Genomic DNA, 21772 nt, shown 5'->3' on the forward strand with positions numbered 1-21772 from the left:
GAATGTTTCAGATTGCTGCCCTTGTCCGCTCCCTGACGTACGCAATGGCCTTGCTACCTCTGGCTGCCTGGCCGGCGCTGGCCCAGACGGGCGATGCGATGCCCGCCCCTGCCCTCACGCTCGAACTCAATGGCGCGCAGACCTCAGACAAGGGCTGCCGTCTGACTTTCGTGGTGAACAACAATCTCGGGGCGGAGCTGACAAAGGCCGCCTTCGAGATCGCGCTGTTCAACGATTCCGGCGTGGTCGACCGCCTGACGGTGCTCGATTTCAAGGAACTGCCGGCAGGCAAGACGAAGGTGACGCGGTTCGACCTCACCGGCGTGGACTGCGCCGGGATCAGCCGCATCCTGGTCAACCACGCGACGGAATGCGCGGGCGAAGGCGTCGAGCCCGCAGCATGCCTGCGCAAGCTGAAGACCACCGCCAAGACCGACATCGCCTTCGGCATGTGACGAGGCTACCGTGGGACTTGAGCCAGCCTTCGCGCGCAACTCCGGCAACTGGCCCCTGGCCGGCATGCACATGCTGCCGCTGGAGCCGGACGACCCGCGCCTGGCCATCCCGCACAACGCGTTCCCCGCCCGCCAGGTCCGGGAAGAGCGCTATGTCCTGACCTCCGACGCGGCTCTGGACAAATCGCCGGCCGAACCGCTGGGCACTGGCAGCGCCGCCGGCAAACCGCCGAGAAGCAAGCGCTGGAAGGCCGCGATCGCCGGCTCCTGCGCCTTGCATGCCGTGATCGCGTTCTGCTTTCTCGCCGGCGTCGACGAGAGCGCGAAGATCGCCGGCGCGGATCAGGCCGGTATCGTGCAACTCGGCAATGCAAACGAAGATGCGGCCGCAGCGGGAGAAATTGATCCCGCGGTCGCCGACGTAAGCATCATAACCATGCTCGACGCCAAGCCGGTGGAAACCATAACCGCCGAGCCCGTCAACGACGCGAATGCGGCAGAGCCGGTGGAAACGGTGGAGCCCGCAGCGCCGGTAGCCGAGACGGTGGAACCGGTCGAGGCGGCGACGGTCGAGCCCGAAACGCCGGCCCAAACCGCGCCGGCCGCCGAGCCGGAAGCTGTGGAGCCCACCCAGCAGGAGACGGCGACCGTGGCCGAGCCGGCACCGGAAATCCTGGCGACTGATACGGTGCAGCCGGTCGACGACGAGAATATTGTGGCGCCATCGGCGCAGGCCGTCGAGCCGGCCCTCGAACCGACTGCGGAAGCAGCGCCCGCCGCGCCTGCCGGGCCCGTGACGGAGGCGCCCGCGGAGACCGTGGCCGAACCCCTCCCGGAAGAAACGTTCGAAACGCTGGCGGCGGTCGCGCCGATACCGGAGCCACGACCCGAAGCTCCCAAGCCCGAAAAGCCGGTCGAGAAGGTCGAGAAGAAGCGTGCGACGGAGAAGAAGGAACCGGCGAAGCCGCGCGAGCAGAAAACAGTGGAAAAGCGGGCCACCGGCTCCGGTGGGAACGCCAAGACCGACGCCCGGCGCGGGCAGACGGATGGTCAGGCGAAAGGAAACACCGCCAGCAATAGCCGCGGCGGCAGCCGGCAGTCTGCGACAGGAAATGCGGCCGTTTCCAACTATCCCGGCAAGATTGTTTCGAAACTGCGCCGAGCGCTTCGCTATCCGGCCGAAGCAAAGCGCAACAAGCTGCGCGGCGAAGTCCGGGTTGCCTTCACGGTCTCGGCCGGCGGCGGCGTCGGCGGGGTGCGCATCGTGCGCAGTTCTGGCTCGCCGGTCCTCGACAAGGCGGCGATCGAGACGGTCCGCCGCGCAGCCCCCTTCCCGGCCATCCCCGAAGGCGCCGGCCGTTCCAGCTGGCCTTTCACCGTGCCGCTGGCCTTCACACGCTGAGCCGGCAAACTGGAGACAAGAATGTTCCGCCTGAACGCACTTCACGCAATCGCTGCCACGCGCGGCGAGGGGCTACGTCCCGAGTTCCTGGCGCTGATCGACCGCATTGAAGCGGAGCGCGCCGTCGCCGATATTGCAGTGCATCGCGGCGATGCGCAGATCCAGGCTGGTCCGAATCCGACGGGCTTTGTTGGAGCGGAGCTGCCGGACGGCGTGGTGAAATTCCCGCAGGCCGCCTGCGAAACCGATTCATGGCTCGGAGCAACGCCGGCCAAACGCACGATCTGAAAGGAATGCCGATGTACATTGCGATGAACCGCTTCAAAGTCCAGACCGGTTCCGAGGAGGCTTTCGAAAATGTCTGGAAGGGCCGCGATTCCAAGCTTTCGGAGATGAAGGGCTTTCAGCAGTTTCATTTGCTGCGCGGCCCCGTCAACGAAGCCGAGGGCTACACGCTCTATGCTTCGCACACGGTCTGGTCGAGCTACGAGGATTTCGTCGCCTGGACCAAATCGGAAAATTTCCGCGCCGCCCACAAGAATGCCGGGGCGAACAAGCCGCTTTATATCGGCCATCCGCAATTCGAGGGATTTACCGTCGTCGAGGGAGCGTAGCCGCTCCCTCTCCTAGCTTTACGCAGCAGCCAGCAGGCTCGCATTGCCGCCGGCGGCGGTCGTGTCCACGCAGACAGCGCGCTCATGGGCGTAGGCTGCCGGGTAGAGGATTTCCGTCACCAATGGCACGATCGGCCCCTGCCGCTCGGCCAGCGCCTGCCTGATCGCGCGCGCCGGTTCTGCCGCCCCGGAAAATGCGACAACGTCGATGCCGAGCGTCTTCAACTGCGCCGGGTCCAAAATCCCGTCCAGCGCTGCAATCGGCAGCCCTTTTCCGGTCAGGACATTGAGTGCGGCCGGCGCGCCGGGCGCGACGGCGAGAACAGCGTTGCCGGCGGCCAGCGCCTGGATCGCCTGGGCAAGCAGCGTCTCGCTGTCCGGCCCGAGGCAAAGCACGCGTCCGCGCGGCAGCAGCGTCAGCGTATTGGCCTCGCCCGTCGGCCCTGGCAGATCGACCGGACCGAAGTCGGTAGCCGCTGCAGCGGCGATCGCCGAAGCGCCCTTGCCGCGCAGATGCTTTCTCAGAACCGCGATGCGATCTGCGGCAGCGTTCCAGCCGCCGGTGGATGGATCAGGCAGAACATCCGCCACCACTTTCGCAGAGAGCTCCTTGCCCTCGCCGACATTCGCGCCGGCGCTTTCCGAGCGCCGGAAGCGCCGCAGATAGTGCGGACCTCCAGCCTTTGGCCCCGTGCCCGACAATCCCTCGCCACCAAAGGGCTGGGAGCCGACGACTGCGCCGATCTGGTTGCGGTTGACGTAAATATTGCCGGCATGAATGCCGTCGAGAATGTACTGCACCCGCGCCTCGATGCGGGTGTGCAGGCCGAAGGTCAGGCCGTAGCCCTTGCGGTTGATGGCGGCTACGACCTTGTCGAGCTTGTTCGCGTCGAAGGTGGCGACATGCAAGACGGGACCGAACACTTCCCGATCCATCTCCTCGATGCCCGAAACGCGGAACACGTGCGGCGCAACGAAGCGGCCGTCGGCCGGCGCGTCGAGCTTCGCGATCAGCTTGCCCTTGGCCTCCATCGCCTCGCAATATTCGCGAATGGAGTTCTGCGCCTCTTCGTCGATGACCGGCCCGACATCGGTTGAAAGAAGCCAGGGGTCACCGACATTCAGCGCCTTCATCGCGCCTTCCAGCATTTCCAGCATCTTCTTCTCGACGTCCTTCTGGACATAAAGAATGCGCAGCGCCGAGCAGCGCTGGCCCGCGCTCTGGAAAGCAGAAGCGAGGATATCGCGCACCGCCTGCTCCGGCAGCGCGGTAGAATCGACGATCATCGCGTTCAACCCGCCGGTTTCGGCCAGCAGCATGGCGTCGGGCGCGGCGGTCTCAGCGAGCCGCTTTTCGATCAGTTTTGCTACCTCGGTCGAGCCGGTGAAGCAGACGCCGGCGATGCGCGGATCGGCGGTCAGCGGCGCGCCGACCGACGGCCCGTCGCCCGGCAAAAGCTGGATGACATCTTCCGGAATGCCGGCCTTGCGCATCAGCTCGACGGCGCGCGCTGCGATCAGTGGTGTCTGTTCGGCCGGCTTCGCGATGACGGCATTGCCGGTGACGAGCGCCGCCGCGATCTGCCCCGTGAAGATCGCCAGCGGAAAGTTCCATGGCGAGATGCAGGTGATGACGCCGCGCGCCTCGGTTCCGGCTTCGGCCTTCTCGGCTTCCGCCGCGTAGTAGCGCAGGAAATCGACCGCCTCGCGCACTTCGGCGACACCGTCGGCAAGCGACTTGCCGGCCTCGCGCGTGGCGAGCGCGAAGAATTCGATCGAATTGGCCTCGTAAAGGTCTGCCGTGCGGCGCAGCAAGCCGGCGCGTTCGGCGACCGGCCGCCTCGCCCAAGCCGGCTGTGCCTCCGCGGCGATGCGGACCGCGGTCGAAACCTGTTTCGCCGTCGCCTCACTGATAGAACCGACGACATCTCTGGGCTTGGCCGGGTCGAGTACCGGGCGTTGAGCGCCGTATCCCGCAGCGCGCGTCACCGGCTTGGCGGACCATTGCTGCTGGCCGGCGAAGGCGCTCTTGCCCCTGTCGATCGCGGCGAGAACCACCGGGTCTGTGATGTCCCAACCCTTCGAGTTGGAACGGGCCGCGCCGAAAATCGCGGCCGGCTTCGGGATAGCCGGATTGGCGGCCGGGCCCTGCATCTCGACCACCTCGAACGGATCGCGGGCTATGTCCTCGGCCTTCACATCCTCGTCGGTAAGCTGGTGGACAAAAGAGGAATTGGCGCCGTTTTCCAGCAGCCGGCGGACCAGATAGGCGAGCAGGTCCGAATGCGCGCCGACCGGCGCGTAGATGCGGCAGCCCGTGCCCTCGGCCCTGCGCACCGTCTCGTGCAGCTGTTCGCCCATGCCGTGCAGGCGCTGGAATTCGAAGCTGTCGCGGTCGGCGGTCATCGACAAAATTGCCGCGACGGTATGCGCATTATGGGTGGCGAATTGCGGATAGATGCGGTCGGTCATCGAGAGCAGCTTTTTTGCGCAGGCGATATAGGAAACGTCGGTGTTGGCCTTGCGCGTGAACACCGGATAGCTCTCGAGGCCGAACGCCTGCGCCCGCTTGATCTCTGTGTCCCAATAGGCGCCCTTGACCAGCCGGACCATGATGTTGCGGTCGAGGCGCCTGGCGAGAGCATAAAGCCAGTCGATGACGAAGGCGGCCCGCGGCCCATAAGCCTGCACCACCACGCCGAACCCGTTCCAGCCTTCGAGTTCCGGATCGGCCAGCACGCGCTCGATGACGTCGAGCGACAGATCGAGCCGGTCGGCCTCTTCCGCGTCGATGTTCAGGCCCATGCGGGCATGGCGGGCCGCAACAGCAAGCGACAGAAGGCGGTCGGCCATGACCGGCAGCATTTTTTCTTTCTGAGCCATCTCATAACGCGGATGCAGCGCCGAAAGCTTGACCGAGATGCCGGGGTTGGTGCGGATGTCCGGGCTGGTGGAGCCGCTGTTCAGCGATGAGATCGCATCGGCATACGCGCGGTGGTAGCGCAGCGCATCCGTCTCGGTCCGCGCCGCCTCGCCCAGCATGTCGTAGGAATAGAGATAGCCTTTCGCTATCATCGGGCGGCCGCGCTTGACCGCTTCGGCGATTGTGCGGCCGAGCACGAACTGCTCGCCCATTTCGCGCATCGCCGCGGCCACCGCCTTGCGAATAACCGGTTCGCCCAGACGGCGGACCATCGAGCGCAGCGTGCCCGCAATGCCTTCGTCGTCCTCGTCGTCGAGCACGCGGCCGGTGAGCATCAGCGCCCAGGTCGAGGCGTTGACGAAGATCGAGCTCGATTCGCCCGAATGCGCCGACCAGTCATGCGGCGCAATCTTGTCCTGGATCAGATCGTCCATCGTCTCGGTGTCCGGCACGCGCAGCAGCGCCTCGGCCAGGCACATCAGCGCCACACCTTCCTTTGTCGACAGTCCGTAGGCCGAGAGAAACACTTCCATCAGGCGCGGATCGGACGAGCCCCTCACCGCCTTGACCAGCTTGACCGCCCGCGCCGAAATGGCCTTGCGCTCATCGGCCGAAAGATCGGCGGCGGCGATGAGACGAGCCAGCGCCTCCCCCTCGTCCGGCAGATAATTGGCGCGGATGGCGTTGCGGATGGCGTCAAGCGGGTGCGCGGTCATGGCGGTCCTGTCGGAGCATTCAAGCGGATGGAGATGATCGGCTCAAGCTATCACAAACAGAAATTCGATTTGGACCGAAAAGCTGGACCATACAGGCCATTTGGCCTATTAATGAGCCCAGTAGAACCGCATCTGCGCCTGTCATTCCATGAACGAAGATCAATTGGACCGCATCGACCGCAACATCATGGCCGCGCTGTCGCGCGATGGCCGCCTGTCGATGGCGGAACTGGCGGCGAAGGTTGGCCTGTCGAAGACGCCGGTGCAGGCGCGCGTGCGGCGTCTGGAAGGCGCAGGCTTCATCCGCGGCTATTCGGCGGTCATCGACCGCGAGCGCATGGGCGAAGGCCATGTCGCTTTCGTCCAGGTCACGCTGTCGGACACCCGCTCCGCCGCGCTCGACGCCTTCAACCGGGCGGTCCAGGGCGTGCCCGAGATCGAGCAGTGCCACATGATGGCGGCGAGTTTCGACTATCTGCTGAAGGTACGCACCAAGGACATCGCCGCTTACCGCCGCGTTCTCGGCGAGCGCATTTCGGCGCTGCCGCACGTCTCGCAGACCTCGACCTTCGTGGCGATGGAGACTGTGAAGGACCGTTGAGACTTTGCCGAGCGCGTCCTTCGCGGCAATCGCCAACGCCGGCGATTGGCGGCGCCACCCCTCCTCTTCGTCATCCTAGGGCGGAGCAGGAGCGAAGCGACGTAGCAGAGACCCTAGGATCCATGCCGTACCCTCGCGGCAGTGCTCCGGCGGCGCAGAACGAGCGCTCTTTTCTCCACCGCCTCAGCCGTCCCGAAGGTCACGGCATGGATCCTCGGTCAGAGCCCGAGGATGACGAAGGCATGGCGGTTCATGGCCAATCGCCAACGCCGGCGATTGGCAGGACCGCCCCTCCTCTTCGTCATCCTAGGGCGGAGCAGGAGCGAAGCGACGTAGCGGAGACCCTAGGATCCATGCCGTACCATCTCGGCAGTGCTCGGCGGCGCAGAACGAGCGCTCTTTTCTGCACCGCCTCAGCTGCCCGAAAGGTCACGGCATGGATCCTCGGGTCAGAGCCCGAGGATGACGAAAGCAGGAGCGTTGGAAGCTAATCGCCAACGCCTGTGCTTCGCAGCAACGCTTTACGGCACTGACACACGACGTCACCAACCCGTTCCGCGAAACAGCTCGTGCCATTCCGGATTCGTCTTCTCGATCAGGTCGATCTTCCACTGCCGCGGCCAGCGCTTCAGCGACTTCTCGCGCTGGATCGCATCCCGTATGTCGAAGTGCTCCTCGTACCAGACCAGCCGCTGCACGCTATAGCGCGCGGTAAACCGCGAACCTGCACGCCCTATGCTCCGGCATGCGCCGGCCGAGCGAGTCGGTGACGCCGATGTAGATTGCGCCGCGCTTCTGGCTCGCGGTCATATAGACATAGCCGGTCATGCGGCGCCGCTAGGCGGCGCTGACGCCGCCGGCAATCGGTCCCAGCACCCTCACGCACCGCGCTGCCCTCCTGTCAGCATCTGTCAGGATTATTTTCTTAAGCCTCATCCACACCCCTCGCAGCGCTCTTATTCTGTGCTCACCTCCCGCGCGGGAACTCGGGTCATGAACCGGATGAGCGAGGCGGGAGGCGGCGTCCGGGCCGGCCGCGTGAATCGGTGACGCGGCTGGGTGATGAGCCCCCAGGTCCGGGCCCGACGGGAAGGACAGCGTGCTCCAATGCACCCTCCTTCCCAGGGCAAGAGCGCCGGCGGACGCGTGAGACCGCGCCGCATTTTCAATTGAGTGAGGCGCGGTCTCCGCGTCCGCTTCCCGGCCTTTTGGAACAAGGCGCGGGAACGATCCCGCACGCCCATGGACAAGGAGGAAACACGATGAAGAACGCAGCAACTTTGGACGTCTACTCCGCCAGCGTTTTCAGGAACGCGATGAGTGCGGCGCGCTCCCGTTCCGACAGGCCGAGCGGATGCAGTTCCGACGTGCCCTGCGGGCTTGCCGGCGCGGTGTTGTAGTGGTCCACGACATCTTCCAAGGTCGCGATCTGGCCCGAATGCATATAGGGCGGGCGGGTGGCGGCGCCGCGCAGGGACGGTGTCTTGTAGGCGCGCTTCAGCGCCTCGCCCGACTTGACCATGAAGCGCAACTCGCCGCAGGCGTCCTCGCCGCCGTCGCGAAATACGCCGAAGCAGTTGAACGGATCTGCGGAAACCTTGGCGACAGCCGTCTCGCGGCCGCGGTCTTCGGGCAGTCCCTTCGCCGCCGGAACGCCGGTATTGTGGAAATGATCATCGGTGAAGCGCGGGCCGTTGTGGCAGGTCACGCAATCGGCCTTGCCGATGAAGAGCTTCAGCCCATGGATTTCCTCGTCCGACAAAGCCGCCTCGCCTTCCGGTTCACGCCCGGCTGCCACCGCATCGGCGAATTTGTCGAAGCGCGTCGGCTCATGGACGATCGATCGCTCGAAGGCGGCGATCGCCTTGCCCAGATTGGCGAACACCTCGTCGATCCCGGCCCGCTGCTCCCCTGTCATCCCCTTCCAGGCCGCCTTTTCGGCCTCGGTGCCCAGCGGGCCTGCGTCGTCGGGCAACCCCGAAAGGTCCGGCAGCGGCCCGAAAATTCTCTCATAGCGGTCGCCGAACTCCCGGCTGACGAAATGCGCGTAGGCAGTGCGGTTGCCGGCATGTTCGCGCTCGTCTTCGAGCGGCCCGAGCGCCTGCGACCACAGGCTGTCCTTTCGCCCGTCCCAGAAGAACCAGGGGCTTCGCGCCACGCCGGCGAGCGGCATGGTGCGCCGGTTGGTGGTCCCAACCCCGACTGCGAGCGGCCGGTCGTCCTGGAACTGGCGATCGAGGAGATGACAGGTCGCGCACGACACATTGCCGTCGCGGCTGAGCCGCTGCTCGAAGAACAGCGTCGCCCCGAAGGCGGCCGCCGCCGGCAGATCGGCGTAGCGGTTCGTCGGGTCCGGCTGCAGCGGCGGCAGCGCCGAAAGCGACAGCGAGCCGATGACCGCCCTCTCCTGCTCTGTGAAATCAGACCCGCTACAGCCGTCGAGCGTCAGGACCGCTACAAGTCCAACCGCCAATATGACAGGCCGCGGCAGCATGGTCGATCAAAGCGTCAGGTTGAAGACGGCTTCGTCAGCCGCGTCAGAGGTCGAGATGGCAAACCGCAGGACCCACCAACCGCTCATGTTGAACTTCACGCCTTCGACGCGGTAGCGGCCATCGCCGAGATGGCCTGTAATCTGGGGGCTGGTGGGAAGGCCATGACCATGCTGCGGCATGCCGCCATCCACCGCGATGCTGGCGTCCTCCACAGGCGTTCCATCAGGCTGCTGGATAGTCAGCACCCACGAATGCATCTCGCCCTGCTCGAACGACCCGGCTTCCGGTTCGACGGAAGCGAGAAATACACCCTTTTCCGTGGCCTTAGATCGGGAGAGATCGAGGTCGGCCGGCGGCGCCATCATATGCATGGCCACCATGCCGCCGGCAACGACGACGACGGCGAGCGCAACAGCGGCCACAAGCAGGCTTTTCCGGGTGAGTTTCATGCACTTGTCCTCGCTGGCCGCCAAATTCCGTTGCAGGGCGTAAGGCTTACACCTGCTGGAAGGTCAAGGACAATTTTTGCGCGCGCTTGCATCGGCCAAATTGTTATCCGCAACCGGCATCATGCAGTATAGAGGGAATCGTCAGCGAAGGAGGAACTGTATGGCGCACGGCATTGCGGCAGTCGGCGAGTGCATGATCGAACTGTCGAGCCAGGGCAGCAGCCTGTGGCGAATGGCCTATGCCGGCGACACCTTCAACACGCTCTGGGCGATGCGCGCGCTGATGCCGGGCCATCATGTCGACTACGTCTCCGCCTTCGGCGACGATCCGTTCTCGAACGGCCAGATCGAATTCTTCAAATCCCATGATATCGGCATCGCGAACAGCCCGATCCTGCCGGGGGCGCGGCCGGGGCTCTATGCGATCACGCTCACCGGGGCCGAGCGCTCCTTCACTTATTGGCGCAACGACGCGGCCGCCCGCCGGCTCGCCGATGATCCCCTTGCCTTGTCGAAAAGCCTTGAAAACCGGGAGCTTATCTACTTTTCCGGAATCACTTTGGCAATTCTGGCGGAGCCGGCGCGGCGCGTCTTTCTCGATGCTGTGGCCAAGGCGCGCGAGCACGGCGCCCACATAGCCTTCGATCCCAATTACCGGCCAAAACTGTGGCCGGATGCTACCGTCGCGCGCGCTGCGATCGACGAGGCGCTGGCCGTCACCGATATTGCGCTGCCGACATTCCCGGACGAGGAGGTGCTGTTCGGCGATCCGTCCCTGGAGGCAACGGCAAGACGGCTGGAGCATGCCGGCGCAGCCGAAGTCGTGGTCAAGAACGGCGAGCAGCCGGCGCTGATCCTCCATTACGGCGACACGTTCGAATCGCCTGCCATTCATGTGGCGAGCCCGGTCGACACGACCGGAGCGGGAGACAGCTTCAACGGCGCCTATCTCGCGGCCCGCCTGCTCGGGCTCGCACCCGCCGAAGCCGCCAAGCGCGCTCACCGCGTCGCAGCGACCGTTGTGCAGGTGCGCGGCGCGCTGGCGCCGTTCGAACTTCTCAAGCTGGCCTTCGACCGGTAGCCTTAGCCGGTCAGACTCGCCTGAACCGATATTCCGTCGTCTGGCGATAGGTTTCGCCCGGCAGCAGAGTCGCCTGCGGAAAATACGGCCGGTTGGGCGAATCCGGCCAGGTCTGCGGCTCCAGGCAAAAGCCTGAAAACTTTCCGTAGCGCCGGCCGCCGAGTCCTGCCGCGTCGGGGTTCAGGTGCTGGCCGATGTAAAATTGCAGGCCGGGCTCGGTGGTCCAGACTTCCATCTCGACGCCGGACGAAGCGCCTTGCATCCAGGCGGCTTGCCTGAGGGGGCCGCGTGCGGCCGCAAGGCAGAAATTATGGTCGTACTCGAGTTGCTCGCCCTCGCTTTCCATGCGGATGGTGCGGGCCAGGCGAAAATCGAACGGCGTCGCGTCGACAGGCCGGACCACCCCTGTCGGGATCAAGGAATCGTCGACCGGAAGGTAGGCTGAGGCGTTGACCGTCATCCGATGGTCGAGAATGTCGCCGCTGCCGCCGTCGTCGAGATTGAAGTAGGAGTGATGAGCGAGATTGCACAAAGTCGGCGCGTCCGACGTCGCAGTGAGTTCGATGGACAACACACCGGGGTTCTGAAGCTTGTAGGTGCAGCGGACGTCGAGCGCGCCCGGAAATCCCATCGCCCCATCGGGGTCGCGCAGGAAAAGCGTCACGAAATCTTCGCCCGCTTCGTCGATCTCCCATATGCGCCTGAAATAGCCGTTGGAGCCGCCATGCAGGCCGTGCTTTTCGGGATGCTCGGCATCGATCTGGCAATGCTGGCCGGCGATGATGAAGCGACCGTTGCGGATGCGGTTGGCATGGCGGCCCACAATCGCGCCAAAATAGGGCGAGAGCGCCGGATAGTCGTCAAACCGGTCGAAGCCGAGAACCAGAGGCGCATCGTGGCCGGCGAGCCGCAGATCCTGCACCACCGCGCCCCAGCCAAGGATTTTAGCCGACAGGCCGCCGCCGGCGATCGAAACCCGCCGCACGGCCTCGCCCTCACCCGTCGTCCCGAAGACTTCGTCGTCCGCCATTGCGCCCACCCATCGGATTGCGTTGAAGTCGAGCAGCCTCAGAGGCCGAGGCCGCCGATGCAGACATATTTGGTGTCGAGATAATCTTCGATGCCCTGATGGCCGCCTTCCTTGCCGAGGCCCGACTCCTTCACGCCGCCGAACGGCGCCTCGACAGTAGTGATCAGGCCTTCATTGACGCCGACCATGCCATATTTCAGCCCTTCCATGACGCGGAATGCCCGACCGAGATCGCCGGTGTAGAAATAGCAGGCAAGGCCGAATTCGGTGTCGTTGGCGAGCCGGACGGCCTCTTCTTCGGTGTCAAACCTGAAGACAGGCGCGACAGGTCCGAAGATCTCTTCCTTCATGAAGCGCATCTTCGGCGTCGCACCGGAGATCACCGTCGGCTCGAAAAACGAGCCACCCAACGCATGCCGCTTGCCGCCGGCGACCACCTTGCCGCCATTGGCTTTGGCGTCGTCGATGAATTCCTCGACCTTGGCGACTGCCTTGTCGTCGATCAGCGGCCCTTGCGTGGTGCCTTGGTCAAGGCCGGGGCCGACTTTGAGTTTCGCCGTCGCGGCGGCGAATTTCTCCACAAACGCATCATAGATGCCTGCCTGCACGAAGAAGCGGTTTGTGCAGACGCAGGTCTGGCCGGAATTCCGGTATTTGGCGACGATTGCCCCCTCGACCGCACGGTCGATATCGGCGTCGTCGAAAACGAGAAACGGCGCATTGCCGCCGAGCTCCATCGACACCTTCTTGACCGTCGAGGCGCATTTCTGGATCAGAATCTTGCCGATCTCCGTGGAGCCGGTGAAGGTCAGCTTGCGCACCAGCGGATTGGCGCAGATTTCGTCGCCGATCTCGCCGGCCGAACCGGTGACGATATTGACGACGCCCTCGGGGAAGCCGACCTCTTCGCAGAGCGCGCCCCAGGCAAGGCCCGAATACGGCGTCTGCGAAGCAGGCTTGACGACGGCGGTGCAGCCGGCAGCCAAAGCCGGTCCGATCTTTCGCGCCAGCATCGAGGATGGAAAATTCCACGGCGTGATCGCAGCTATGACGCCGACCGGCTGCTTGGTGACGATGATGCGGCGGTCGGCCCATGGCGACGGAACGACGTCGCCGTAAGTGCGGCGGCCCTCCTCGGCGAACCAAAGAATATAGGCGGCCGAAATCGCGACTTCGCCCTTGGCCTCGAACAGCGCCTTGCCCTGCTCCATGGTCAGCAGTTCGGCCAGCGAATCCTGATTGTCCATGATCGCGTCGTGCAGCTTGCGCAGCAGTTTCGAGCGCTCCAGCGCCGAAGTCTTGCGCCAGCCCTGGAATGCCTGGTCAGCCGCCTCGATGGCGCGGCGGGTCTCGGCGGCGCCGGATTTCGGCACGGTGCCAAGCTTCTGGCCGTTGGCCGGATTGATCACGTCGATCGTCGCGCCGGAATCGGCCTGAACCCATTTGCCGCCGATGAGGTTTGCCTGGCGCATGTAGTGGCTGGTTTTCTGGAGCATTGGTCGCCTCTCATCAGCGCGCTGTGGCGCTGTTCCGGAATTGTTGGACGAATGGCGGCTCCTGCGGCCGCGACCGTTTTTCAGAACCGACCATCCGCCATTCGCGTTGCCGGGCAATCTCTTACTCCAGCGCCCGCCGCGCGATCAATCGCAATGATCCGCCGCTTGCTGGTCCAGTCCTAGCCGAAAACCGCCTACGCGACGGTCAGGCAAAACGCGGTGGTGACGACGGCGTAGGCGGTGCCTTGATTTCAAGCTTTCGGCTCGCAAATCCAATCTCCGTGTGGGATACAAACAGGCTTGCCGGCCACAGAGTTCGACAGAATGGCTTTCGTTGTTTGTGCCTTGGGCGTCGCCGCCATCTATTTCGTTGTCTACCGCATCTCGAAGCGGCTGGGCATGTCGAATAATACGACCGTGTTGGTCGATACGACATACGAATCTTTCAAGGAAAGACGTTTCAAAGTTCCGGTCAGGCAAATCACAATCGGCAGTTTCCGCAACGTTCTCTATGGCTGCGCAATCTTGGCGATATTGATGGGCTGCATGCTATTGGTATTTCTGGTCATTCTTATTTTGCAGCAAACGGGAGCGGCGTAGTCGGTTCAGTATCCCCTAGCCGAAAACCGCCTGCGCGACGGTCAGCCAGAAAGCCGTGGTCACGACCGCACAGGCCGTGGCGATCGTCAACTGGTTGGAGGCCAGCCCCTGCCCCGTGCCGAATTGCATCGCAATGAGGTAGGAATTGACGCCGGACGGCAGCGCAGCGGCCGCGACGGCGACCTTGGCCGAAAGCGGCGGCAGGCCGAGCAGCATCGCCATGCCCAGCGCCACCGCCGGCATCAGGAAGAGCTTGAGCGCGGTGAGCGTGAGCGCCGGCCGGATGTTTCCCGACAATCCGAATTTCCGCAGGCCGAATCCCATCGCAAACAGCGCCACGGGGCCGGCGATGTCGGCAAGCGCATCGACCAGCCGGGCAGCGAGCCCGGGCAGCGCCATACCCGTCGCACGCCATATCAGGCCGGCGAGGATGCCGATGACCAACGGATTGACGAAGATCTTGCGGAGGAACTCCCTGACGATCTGGAGAGGATGGACGCCGCCGCCGCGCCCGAAAATCTCGAAAAGAATGATAGACGCCATCAGCATCGTCGGCAGATGCACTGAGAGGATGAGCGAGAGGATCTCGAAACCTTCCTGCCCGAAGATGCCGAGCATGAAGGGAGCACCGAGCAGCAGAAGGTTCGAGAACGAGGCCGCGACGCCGCCGACGACCCCCGCCTGCGCCTCTCGTCCAAAAACACGGGTGGTTACGAGATGACCGCAGGTCCAGACGACAGCCACTGAGACAAAATAGGTCGCCCAGAGCGACCACGGGGCCGCACCATGGAAGTCTGCCTTTACCATCGTGCGGAACAGCAGCAACGGCAGCGCCACGCCGACGGCAAATTGCGACAGCGCGTCTCCAGTTTCGGCTTTGAGATAGCCGGTCAGCCCGGCAAGGTAGCCGAGCGCGACGAGCGCGAAGACGAACAGCACGGTTTCGGTGAGCGGAGACATGCCGCCTGATAGGCGAGCGGAGAAAGCGGCGCAACCACCTGTCAAAGCTTGTCTTTCAATCGACTTTCGCGTCCCTATATCATCCTAGCGCTAAGGATCCTGAATGCGTCGAGCCTTGATTGTCCTTCTTTCGCTGCTCGCCTTTGCCCCGGCCGAAGCCACCGAGGCCGGCTGGGCGCTGCTGCGCGAAGGCGAGCAGGTGGTGCTGCTGAGCCATGCCATGTCGCCAGGAGCTGCCGAACCGGCACGCTTCAAGATCGACGATTGCAGTACGCAACGAAGGCTGTCGGATCGCGGCCAGCAGCAGGCGCGCAAGATCGGCGCGCTGTTCCTGGCGCGCGCGGCGCCGACCGAGCGGGTGCTTTCGAGCCGCTACTGCCGTGCGCTCGAGACCGCCCGCCTTGCATTCAGCGACAACGATCCGGAGCCCATGGAAGCGCTCGACCTTCTGAGCACAGACGAGAAGACGGTCGAGGCGCAGAACAAAGCCGTGATCGACGAGATTCGCGCCTATTCCGGCTCGGGCAATCTCATCCTCATCACCCATCGGGAGAACATCAAGGCGCTGACCGGCGTCACCGCCCGGGAGGGCGAGGCGATAATCGTAAGGGCCAACGACCAAGGCCTGGACGTCATCGGCCGCATCATTTTCAATTGAGACCTGCGGGGACGCACGGAGGATAGGGTCTTTTCCTGCCGGGAAAAACCGATTAGAGAGCCGGACCAAACATACGCGGAGTCTCCCGCCCGCAAATCGAAGGAAAAATCGTGTCAACGACATTCGACAAAGTCGCAAACATCATCGCCGAAACGAGCGAGATTGATCGCGACACAATCACACCCGACAGCCACACCATCGACGATCTAGGCATAGACAGCCTCGATTTCCTCGACATCGTCTTTGCGATCGACAAGGAATTCGGCATCAAAGTGCCGCTCGAAAAGTGGACGCAGGACGTGAATGACGGCAAGGCGTCCACAGACGAATATTTCCTGATGAAGAACCTGTGCGCGAAGATCGACGGCCTCGTCGCGGCGAAGACCGCCGCCTGATTCCTCCAACGGGACAGAGCGCCTTAACCCGAAACGACCGCCCATGAGTCCCAACGACGTCGTCATTACCGGCATCGGCCTCGTTTCGTCGCTGGGCGAAGGCGCCGACGCGCACTGGCAAAAGCTGACGGGACAGCCCGAACCGGTCATCGATGCCGAGCGCTATCCGCCCTACGTCATCCATCCCTTGCCTGAGATCGATTGGGGCTTGCAGATCGCCAAGCGCGGCGACCAGCGCCAGATGGAGACCTGGCAGCGTCTCGGCACCTACACCGCCGGGCTGGCGCTCGACGATGCCGGCATCAAGGGCGACGAAGCCCTCTGCGCGACCATGGACATGGTGGTTGCAGCCGGCGGCGGCGAGCGCGACGAGGCGGTGGATTCAGGCATTCTCGCGGCATCCGAAAGCCGCACCGACCGCGACGTGCTGCTCAACGAGAAGCTGACGACGGAGCTTCGCCCTACCCTCTTCCTGGCGCAACTGTCCAACCTGCTCGCCGGCAACATCTCGATCGTGCACAAGGTCACCGGCTCCTCGCGCACCTTCATGGGCGAGGAAGGCGCCGGCGTTTCGGCCGTGGAGACCGCCGCAGCGCGCATCCGCTCGGGCCAGGCTACGCATGTCCTGGTCGGCGGAGCTTTCCAGACCGAGCATCCCGACATGCTCCTGGGCTACGAACTCGGCGGCTATTTGCATCGTGGGCCGTGGAAGCCGGTCTGGCAGAGGCAGGGGGCGGAAGGCGGCGGCGTGATCACCGGATCGGGCGCGGCCTTTCTTGTGCTGGAATCGCGCGAGCACGCTGCAGCACGCGGCCGGCATATTTATGCGCAACTGGAGGCGGTCGTCTCGGGCCGCTCGCGGCGCGGCAATGAGGATCTCGAACAATCGGTAGCCAGCCTGCTCGGCAAGGCTGCTACAGCCAACGGCCCGTTGCTGACAATCTCTGGCGCATCCGGCGCGCATGCCGCGACCAAGGCCGAAAAATCGGCGCTGGACAAAAATCCCTCGATCGCATCGCGCGGCTTCGGAACGCTGACCGGCCATATGAAGGAAGCGCAGTTTCCCTTCGCCGTTGCACTGGCGGCGCTCGCTGTCGACAGGAAAGCCGGCTATCCGCCCTTCGACGAAGCTTCTGAAAAGCCGTTCGAGGGAATTCCGCAATCGGTGCTGGCGACCGCGGTCGGCTACCACTATTTCGAAGGCACGGCGCTCATCGCGGCCGACTAAATTGCCGGAGAACTAATATGACTAGTTATACGGACCATCTCGGCAGGCCGGTCGTGGCCGTCACCGGCATCGGCGTGGTGACCTCGCTTGGTGTCGGCAAGGCCGACAACTGGGCCGCACTGACATCGGGCAAATCGGGCATCCACCCGATCGTGCGCTTTCCCGTCGATCACCTGAACACACGCATTGCCGGTACGGTGGATTTCCTGGCCTCCAGCCAAAAGGGCGCCAGCGCACTAACCTACGAGCTCGCGGAAACGGCCGCGCAGGAGGCGGTTGCCGAGGCGGGTGTCGATGCCGGAGATTTCGGCGGTCCGCTCTTCCTTGCATCGCCGCCGATGGAACTAGACTGGAGCGAGCGATTTTCGCTTTACAATACCGGCAGGGAAGGCAGCGCCGCGGACCGGCTTTTGGCCGTTGCGCGCAGCTTGAATTCGCTCAACGTCTTTGAAACCTCGCAATTCGGCTCGATTGCCGACCGCCTGGCCGACCGTTTCGGCACGCGCGGACTGCCGATCACGCTTTCGACCGCCTGCGCCTCGGGCGCCACGGCGATCCAGCTCGGCGTCGAGGCGATCAGGCGCGGCGAATGCGAGCGCGCTCTGTCGATCGGCGCCGACGGTTCGGCGACCGCCGAGGCGCTGATCCGCTTCTCGCTGCTCTCCGCCCTTTCGACCCATAACGACATCCCCGAAAAGGCTTCGAAGCCTTTCTCCAAGGACCGTGACGGCTTCGTGCTTGCTGAAGGCTCGGCGGCGTTGGTGCTGGAATCGCTGGAAAGCGCGCTTGCGCGCGGTGCGAAGGTGCTCGGCATAGTGCGCGGCTGCGGCGAAAAGGCCGACGACTTCCACCGCACGCGCTCCAAACCGGACGGATCGCCGGCCATCGCTGCCGTCAAAGCCGCGCTGGATGACGCGGGGCTGGGCGTCGACGGCATCGCCTATGTCAACGCCCACGGCACCTCGACACCCGAAAACGACAAGATGGAGCACATGTCGCTCTCGACCGTGTTCGGCGAGCGGATGCGTTCGATGCCGATATCGTCGAACAAGTCGATGATCGGCCACACGCTTTCGGCAGCAGGCGCGATCGAAGCCGCCTTTTCGCTGATGACCATGTCCGAAAGCGTCATTCCGCCGACGATCAACTATGACAATCCCGATCCGGCGATCGAGCTCGACGTCGTGCCGAACGCCAAGCGCAGCGCCGAAGTCGCAACCGTATTGTCCAATTCCTTCGGCTTCGGCGGACAGAACACCTGCCTTGTCATGGCTCGTGAACCCGTCTAGTAGCGGCCACCGACCCTTTTAGCATTGTGCGTCCTTCGAGGCTCGCTTCGCTCGCACCTCAGGATGAGGACCGCAGGGCGCAAGCCTCTATTATCCTAGTCGAGCGAGCCTCGAAGGACGCACCATTCTAGTTCCTAATCACAGGCACCTATGCGCGCATTGCAACTCATCGAAGACCGAAAGCTCGAAACGGTCGAGATCGCGCCGCCGCCGGCTCCTGCGCTCGGCGAAGTAACGCTACGTATCAAGGCGGTCGCGCTGAACCACATCGACGTCTGGGGCTGGCGCGGCATGGCCTTTGCCAAGCGCAAGCTGCCGCTGGTCGTCGGCGCCGAGGCTTCCGGCGAGGTGGAGGCTGTGGGGCCGGGCGTCGCCGGGCTTCTGCCGGGGCAACTCGTTTCCATCTACGGAGCACGCACCTGTGGCCTTTGCCGCGCTTGCCGCGAAGGCCGCGACAATCTTTGCGACCATGTTTCAGGCGTGCACGGCTTCCACCTCGACGGCTTCGCGCAGGAGAAGATCAACCTGCCGGCGCGGCTTCTGGTCCCCGCCCCTCCCGGCGTTACCGACATCGGCGCAGCCGTTGCGCCCGTGACGTTCGGCACCGTCGAGCACATGCTGTTCGACAATGCCAGGCTCGAGCCCGGTGAGACGATCCTCGTCCAGGCCGGCGGCTCCGGCATCGGCACCGCTGCGATCCAACTCGCCAAGAAGATGGGCTGTACCGTCATTACTACGGTTGGTTCCAACGACAAGATCGACAAGGCCAAAGCGCTCGGGGCAGACCATGTCATCAACTATCGCGAGGACCGGTTCGAGGGCGTCGTGCGCAAGCTGACCAAGAAGAAGGGCGTCGACGTGGTGTTCGAGCATGTCGGCGCCGACACCTGGGCGGGCTCCATGCTGTCGATGAAGCGCGGCGGACGCCTCGTGACTTGCGGCTCGACCTCCGGCGTCTCGACGCAGATGAACCTGATGCAGCTCTTCCAGCAGCAACTGAAGATCCTCGGCTCCTTCGGCTGCCGCATGGAGAATATGGCCGACGCCATGCAGAAGATGGCGGCCGGCATCGTTGCTCCTGTTATCGACACCGAGGTCGACTTCGGCTCGATCGACGCGGCGCTGATGCGCATGGAAGGCCGCGACGTGTTCGGCAAGATCATTCTCCGCGTGAGTTAAGTCGCGGTGAAGGCCTTTATTTACCGCCTGACCCAGGCCTTGAAGCAGGCCAATTACTGGCTGACCGCGCAGATCGCGCTTTCGGTCCTGCGCGTGCTGCGGCTGCTCCCAACTGACAGGGCGCTGGACTTCGCCGATCGCGCGGCGAGGCGCATCGGGCCATGGTTCGGACGTCATCGCGTCGCGCTCCATAATCTGCGCAAGGCCTATCCGGAAAAGAGCGAAGCCGAGATACAGGCCATCGCCTCTGACATGTGGGGCAATATGGCGCGCCTCGGGGCCGAGTACATTTTCCTCGACCAACTGTTCGATTACGATCCCCAGGCAGAAACTCCCGGACGCGTGGAAGTCCGCGGCGAAAGGCTTTTCGAACGAATTGCAGCGGAAGCCAAGCCGACCATCATCTTCACCGGCCATCTCGGCAATTTCGAACTTCTACCGATTGGCGGCGCCGCCTACGGCATGAAGGTCACGGCTTTGTTCCGCCCGCCCAACAATCCCTACATCGCCGACTACATCCTTTCGACGCGGCGTTCGTCGATGGGCGAATTGCTCGCCTCGAGAACCGGCGCGGCCTTCACCTTGGCGCGGATACTGGAAGCGAACGGTACGATCGGCGTTCTGGTCGACCAGAAGTTCCGTTATGGGATCAGAACGCAGTTTTTCGGTCGGGAGTGCGAAACCAGCCCTCTTTTGCCGAAGCTTGCACGCCAGTATGATTGCGATGTCTATCCGGCTCGCTGCGTGCGGTTGCCCGGCAACCGGTTTCGGCTCGAAATCGAGGAGAAGATCGACCTGCCGCGGGATGCCGAGGGCAGGGTCGATGTGACAGCTACGGCACAATTGCTCAATGATGTTGTCGAGCGGTGGGTCCGTGAGGACCCGGGCCAGTGGATGTGGTTCCACAAGCGCTGGGGCCTATCCAAGCGCGAGCGAAGGCGGCGCAAAAAACTTAAGACCAATTCCAGACGGCCCTGACTATCGTTTTCTCAAACATTTGATTGGCTGCCGCAACAAAAACAGATTTCACTCGTTTACTTATCGTGATCATACATCGTGATTCACACGAGGCGAGTGCATGACCGAAAACATGGAAATTAAGCCGAGGGGCGCCAGCGCGCCACTTTGGACACCTTGGGGCATCCAGCGTCGCTCCGAGCGCGACGCACAAAAGATTGCGATCCACAGGCTGATCAGGCAGGTCGAGGAAATTCACTCCGAGCGGCCGGCCGACGATACCGCTAAAGTCGAGCTGCAGAAACGCTGAACGGTCAACCGCCGTAATAATTCATCACCGAGTGGCGCGCTTCGGCAAAAAACAACCAGCGCTCCACAAACACGCCCGCGGCATAGCAGCATCCGGCCAGCAATGCGATCAACGAAGCTGACAGGCCAGCGCCCGCCCCGGCCAGGAGCAGCACAAGGAGCAGCAGGACAGGCGCTGCCCCGCCGAGCAGGAAGGCGATCACCGACAGCTTGGCCGCGTGCTTGCGGGCGATCTTGAAGCCCATTTCACGGGTCAGGTAGTTTTCATTGACATGAGGCCGCTCAAGCAGCCTTACGCGACCGATCGGGCCAAGCCCGGTGGCCGTTTCCGGCGTGGAGATCGGCCGCAGCGTTCGCATGCGGTGCCGCCAGAACAGTTTTGCGGTCCATGCCGCCACTATGACCGGCACGGCGAGCGCCGGTACGAGCACCGCCGAACCCGCGCCGGCAAAGCCGAAGAAGCTCGTCAGTACAAGCCCGCCTGCTGCCGAAAACATGAGGTAACAAAGCGGCGTCAGCGGCGTGTGCCACGCCTGCACCGATCTGATCGAGGCGTAGATCATCGCCGTGCAATATACGGTCATCGCGCAGAACACTGCACCGATCAGGCCGGGCGCTGCCAGGTAGCGGCCTTCGAACAGCGACGCCCATGCCGACCAGACCAGCGGCACGAAGGTGATCAGCGCCATCACGCCTTCCCGGGACAGCCAGCTCGAGCGCCACTGCGACAATGCCCGCCAAGCGCGCTGCGGATTGCCGAGATGCAGCGTCGACGACAAAAGCCCCGTGGCGATCAGCGCCAGCCCTAATAGATGCGCGACTTTCGTCGCCGTAGCGGCGGGATCGAGCAGGCCCAGCCCAAGCACTGCCGCCAAGCCGTAACCGAGGCCCGAAAAGGTGGTGAAGACGATGATAGAGAAAGCCGGGTGCATGTA

General features: G+C 63.8%; 21 protein-coding genes and 1 pseudogene. 14 read left to right on the top strand and 8 right to left on the bottom strand.

Annotation, left to right across the window (positions count from 1 at the left end; all coding sequences use genetic code 11):
• Positions 1-2 precede the first annotated feature (2 nt).
• From ABVK50_RS15840 to ABVK50_RS15855, 4 genes are read left to right on the top strand one after another with little or no spacing between them, the layout of a single operon-like run.
• Positions 3-455, top strand: coding sequence for a hypothetical protein (locus ABVK50_RS15840; RefSeq protein ID WP_353645679.1), 453 nt, complete (start codon positions 3-5; stop codon positions 453-455).
• 10 nt (positions 456-465) lie between these two features.
• A complete protein-coding gene (locus ABVK50_RS15845; protein ID WP_353645678.1) occupies positions 466-1857 on the top strand; it encodes a TonB family protein in 1392 nt (463 codons plus the stop codon).
• A 21-nt stretch (positions 1858-1878) separates the two neighbouring features.
• On the top strand, positions 1879-2145 hold the full coding sequence (locus ABVK50_RS15850; RefSeq protein WP_353645677.1) for a hypothetical protein: 267 nt from the start codon (positions 1879-1881) through the stop codon (positions 2143-2145).
• An 11-nt stretch (positions 2146-2156) separates the two neighbouring features.
• On the top strand, positions 2157-2471 hold the full coding sequence (locus ABVK50_RS15855) for an antibiotic biosynthesis monooxygenase (RefSeq protein ID WP_353645676.1): 315 nt from the start codon (positions 2157-2159) through the stop codon (positions 2469-2471).
• An 18-nt stretch (positions 2472-2489) separates the two neighbouring features.
• Here the strand turns inward: ABVK50_RS15855 and putA are convergent, their stop codons facing one another.
• Positions 2490-6110 carry a bifunctional proline dehydrogenase/L-glutamate gamma-semialdehyde dehydrogenase PutA gene (putA, locus tag ABVK50_RS15860; protein ID WP_353645675.1) on the bottom strand — a complete coding sequence of 1207 codons (3621 nt, stop codon included), beginning with the start codon at positions 6108-6110 and terminating at the stop codon, positions 2490-2492.
• Positions 6111-6258: 148 nt separating this feature from the next.
• Between putA and ABVK50_RS15865 the strand changes: the two genes are divergently transcribed.
• Complete coding sequence (locus ABVK50_RS15865) at positions 6259-6711, top strand: Lrp/AsnC ligand binding domain-containing protein (RefSeq protein WP_353645674.1); 453 nt, start codon at positions 6259-6261, stop codon at positions 6709-6711.
• 542 nt (positions 6712-7253) lie between these two features.
• On the opposite strand, the pseudogene ABVK50_RS15870 reads toward ABVK50_RS15865, so the two are convergent.
• The 3 genes and pseudogenes from ABVK50_RS15870 to ABVK50_RS15880 form a co-directional block, all read right to left on the bottom strand.
• Positions 7254-7539: pseudogene (locus ABVK50_RS15870) on the bottom strand (GIY-YIG nuclease family protein).
• A gap of 460 nt (positions 7540-7999) precedes the next feature.
• Positions 8000-9205, bottom strand: a complete 1206-nt coding sequence (locus ABVK50_RS15875; RefSeq protein WP_353645673.1) for a cytochrome c peroxidase — start codon at positions 9203-9205, stop codon at positions 8000-8002.
• 6 nt (positions 9206-9211) lie between these two features.
• Positions 9212-9655, bottom strand: coding sequence for a FixH family protein (locus tag ABVK50_RS15880; RefSeq protein ID WP_353645672.1), 444 nt, complete (start codon positions 9653-9655; stop codon positions 9212-9214).
• Positions 9656-9815: 160 nt separating this feature from the next.
• Between ABVK50_RS15880 and ABVK50_RS15885 the strand changes: the two genes are divergently transcribed.
• Positions 9816-10736: a sugar kinase gene (locus tag ABVK50_RS15885; protein WP_353645671.1), complete on the top strand. Its 921-nt coding sequence runs from the start codon at positions 9816-9818 to the stop codon at positions 10734-10736.
• Positions 10737-10746: 10 nt separating this feature from the next.
• Here ABVK50_RS15885 and ABVK50_RS15890 read toward each other — a convergent pair whose 3' ends face one another.
• Together ABVK50_RS15890 and ABVK50_RS15895 are read right to left on the bottom strand one after the other, a co-directional pair.
• On the bottom strand, positions 10747-11766 hold the full coding sequence (locus ABVK50_RS15890; RefSeq protein ID WP_353645670.1) for an aldose epimerase family protein: 1020 nt from the start codon (positions 11764-11766) through the stop codon (positions 10747-10749).
• 38 nt (positions 11767-11804) lie between these two features.
• Positions 11805-13262: an NAD-dependent succinate-semialdehyde dehydrogenase gene (locus ABVK50_RS15895; protein WP_353645669.1), complete on the bottom strand. Its 1458-nt coding sequence runs from the start codon at positions 13260-13262 to the stop codon at positions 11805-11807.
• Positions 13263-13562: 300 nt separating this feature from the next.
• On the opposite strand from ABVK50_RS15895, the gene ABVK50_RS15900 reads away from it, so the two are divergent.
• Positions 13563-13862: a hypothetical protein gene (locus ABVK50_RS15900; protein WP_353646953.1), complete on the top strand. Its 300-nt coding sequence runs from the start codon at positions 13563-13565 to the stop codon at positions 13860-13862.
• 15 nt (positions 13863-13877) lie between these two features.
• Here ABVK50_RS15900 and ABVK50_RS15905 read toward each other — a convergent pair whose 3' ends face one another.
• The gene (locus ABVK50_RS15905; RefSeq protein ID WP_353645667.1) at positions 13878-14822 is read right to left on the bottom strand and encodes an AEC family transporter; all 945 of its coding nucleotides are present in this window, start codon (positions 14820-14822) and stop codon (positions 13878-13880) included.
• Positions 14823-14925: 103 nt separating this feature from the next.
• On the opposite strand from ABVK50_RS15905, the gene ABVK50_RS15910 reads away from it, so the two are divergent.
• From ABVK50_RS15910 to ABVK50_RS15940, 7 genes are all read left to right on the top strand, one after another.
• Positions 14926-15480: a histidine phosphatase family protein gene (locus ABVK50_RS15910; RefSeq protein ID WP_353645666.1), complete on the top strand. Its 555-nt coding sequence runs from the start codon at positions 14926-14928 to the stop codon at positions 15478-15480.
• 110 nt (positions 15481-15590) lie between these two features.
• Complete coding sequence (locus tag ABVK50_RS15915; protein ID WP_353645665.1) at positions 15591-15875, top strand: acyl carrier protein; 285 nt, start codon at positions 15591-15593, stop codon at positions 15873-15875.
• A 43-nt stretch (positions 15876-15918) separates the two neighbouring features.
• On the top strand, positions 15919-17103 hold the full coding sequence (locus ABVK50_RS15920) for a beta-ketoacyl-ACP synthase (RefSeq protein WP_353645664.1): 1185 nt from the start codon (positions 15919-15921) through the stop codon (positions 17101-17103).
• Positions 17104-17120: 17 nt separating this feature from the next.
• Positions 17121-18392 carry a beta-ketoacyl-ACP synthase gene (locus ABVK50_RS15925; protein ID WP_353645663.1) on the top strand — a complete coding sequence of 424 codons (1272 nt, stop codon included), beginning with the start codon at positions 17121-17123 and terminating at the stop codon, positions 18390-18392.
• A gap of 150 nt (positions 18393-18542) precedes the next feature.
• Positions 18543-19571, top strand: coding sequence for a zinc-binding dehydrogenase (locus ABVK50_RS15930; protein WP_353645662.1), 1029 nt, complete (start codon positions 18543-18545; stop codon positions 19569-19571).
• A gap of 6 nt (positions 19572-19577) precedes the next feature.
• Entirely contained in the window at positions 19578-20549 is a 972-nt protein-coding gene (locus ABVK50_RS15935) for a lipid A biosynthesis lauroyl acyltransferase (RefSeq protein WP_353645661.1), read from the top strand.
• 100 nt (positions 20550-20649) lie between these two features.
• Positions 20650-20838 carry a hypothetical protein gene (locus tag ABVK50_RS15940; protein WP_353645660.1) on the top strand — a complete coding sequence of 63 codons (189 nt, stop codon included), beginning with the start codon at positions 20650-20652 and terminating at the stop codon, positions 20836-20838.
• A gap of 4 nt (positions 20839-20842) precedes the next feature.
• On the opposite strand, the gene ABVK50_RS15945 is transcribed toward ABVK50_RS15940, so the two are convergent.
• Positions 20843-21769: a DmsC/YnfH family molybdoenzyme membrane anchor subunit gene (locus ABVK50_RS15945; protein ID WP_353645659.1), complete on the bottom strand. Its 927-nt coding sequence runs from the start codon at positions 21767-21769 to the stop codon at positions 20843-20845.
• Positions 21770-21772 lie beyond the last annotated feature (3 nt).

This window comes from Mesorhizobium sp. WSM2240 (assembly GCF_040438645.1).
In the GTDB taxonomy this organism is placed as follows: domain Bacteria; phylum Pseudomonadota; class Alphaproteobacteria; order Rhizobiales; family Rhizobiaceae; genus Allomesorhizobium.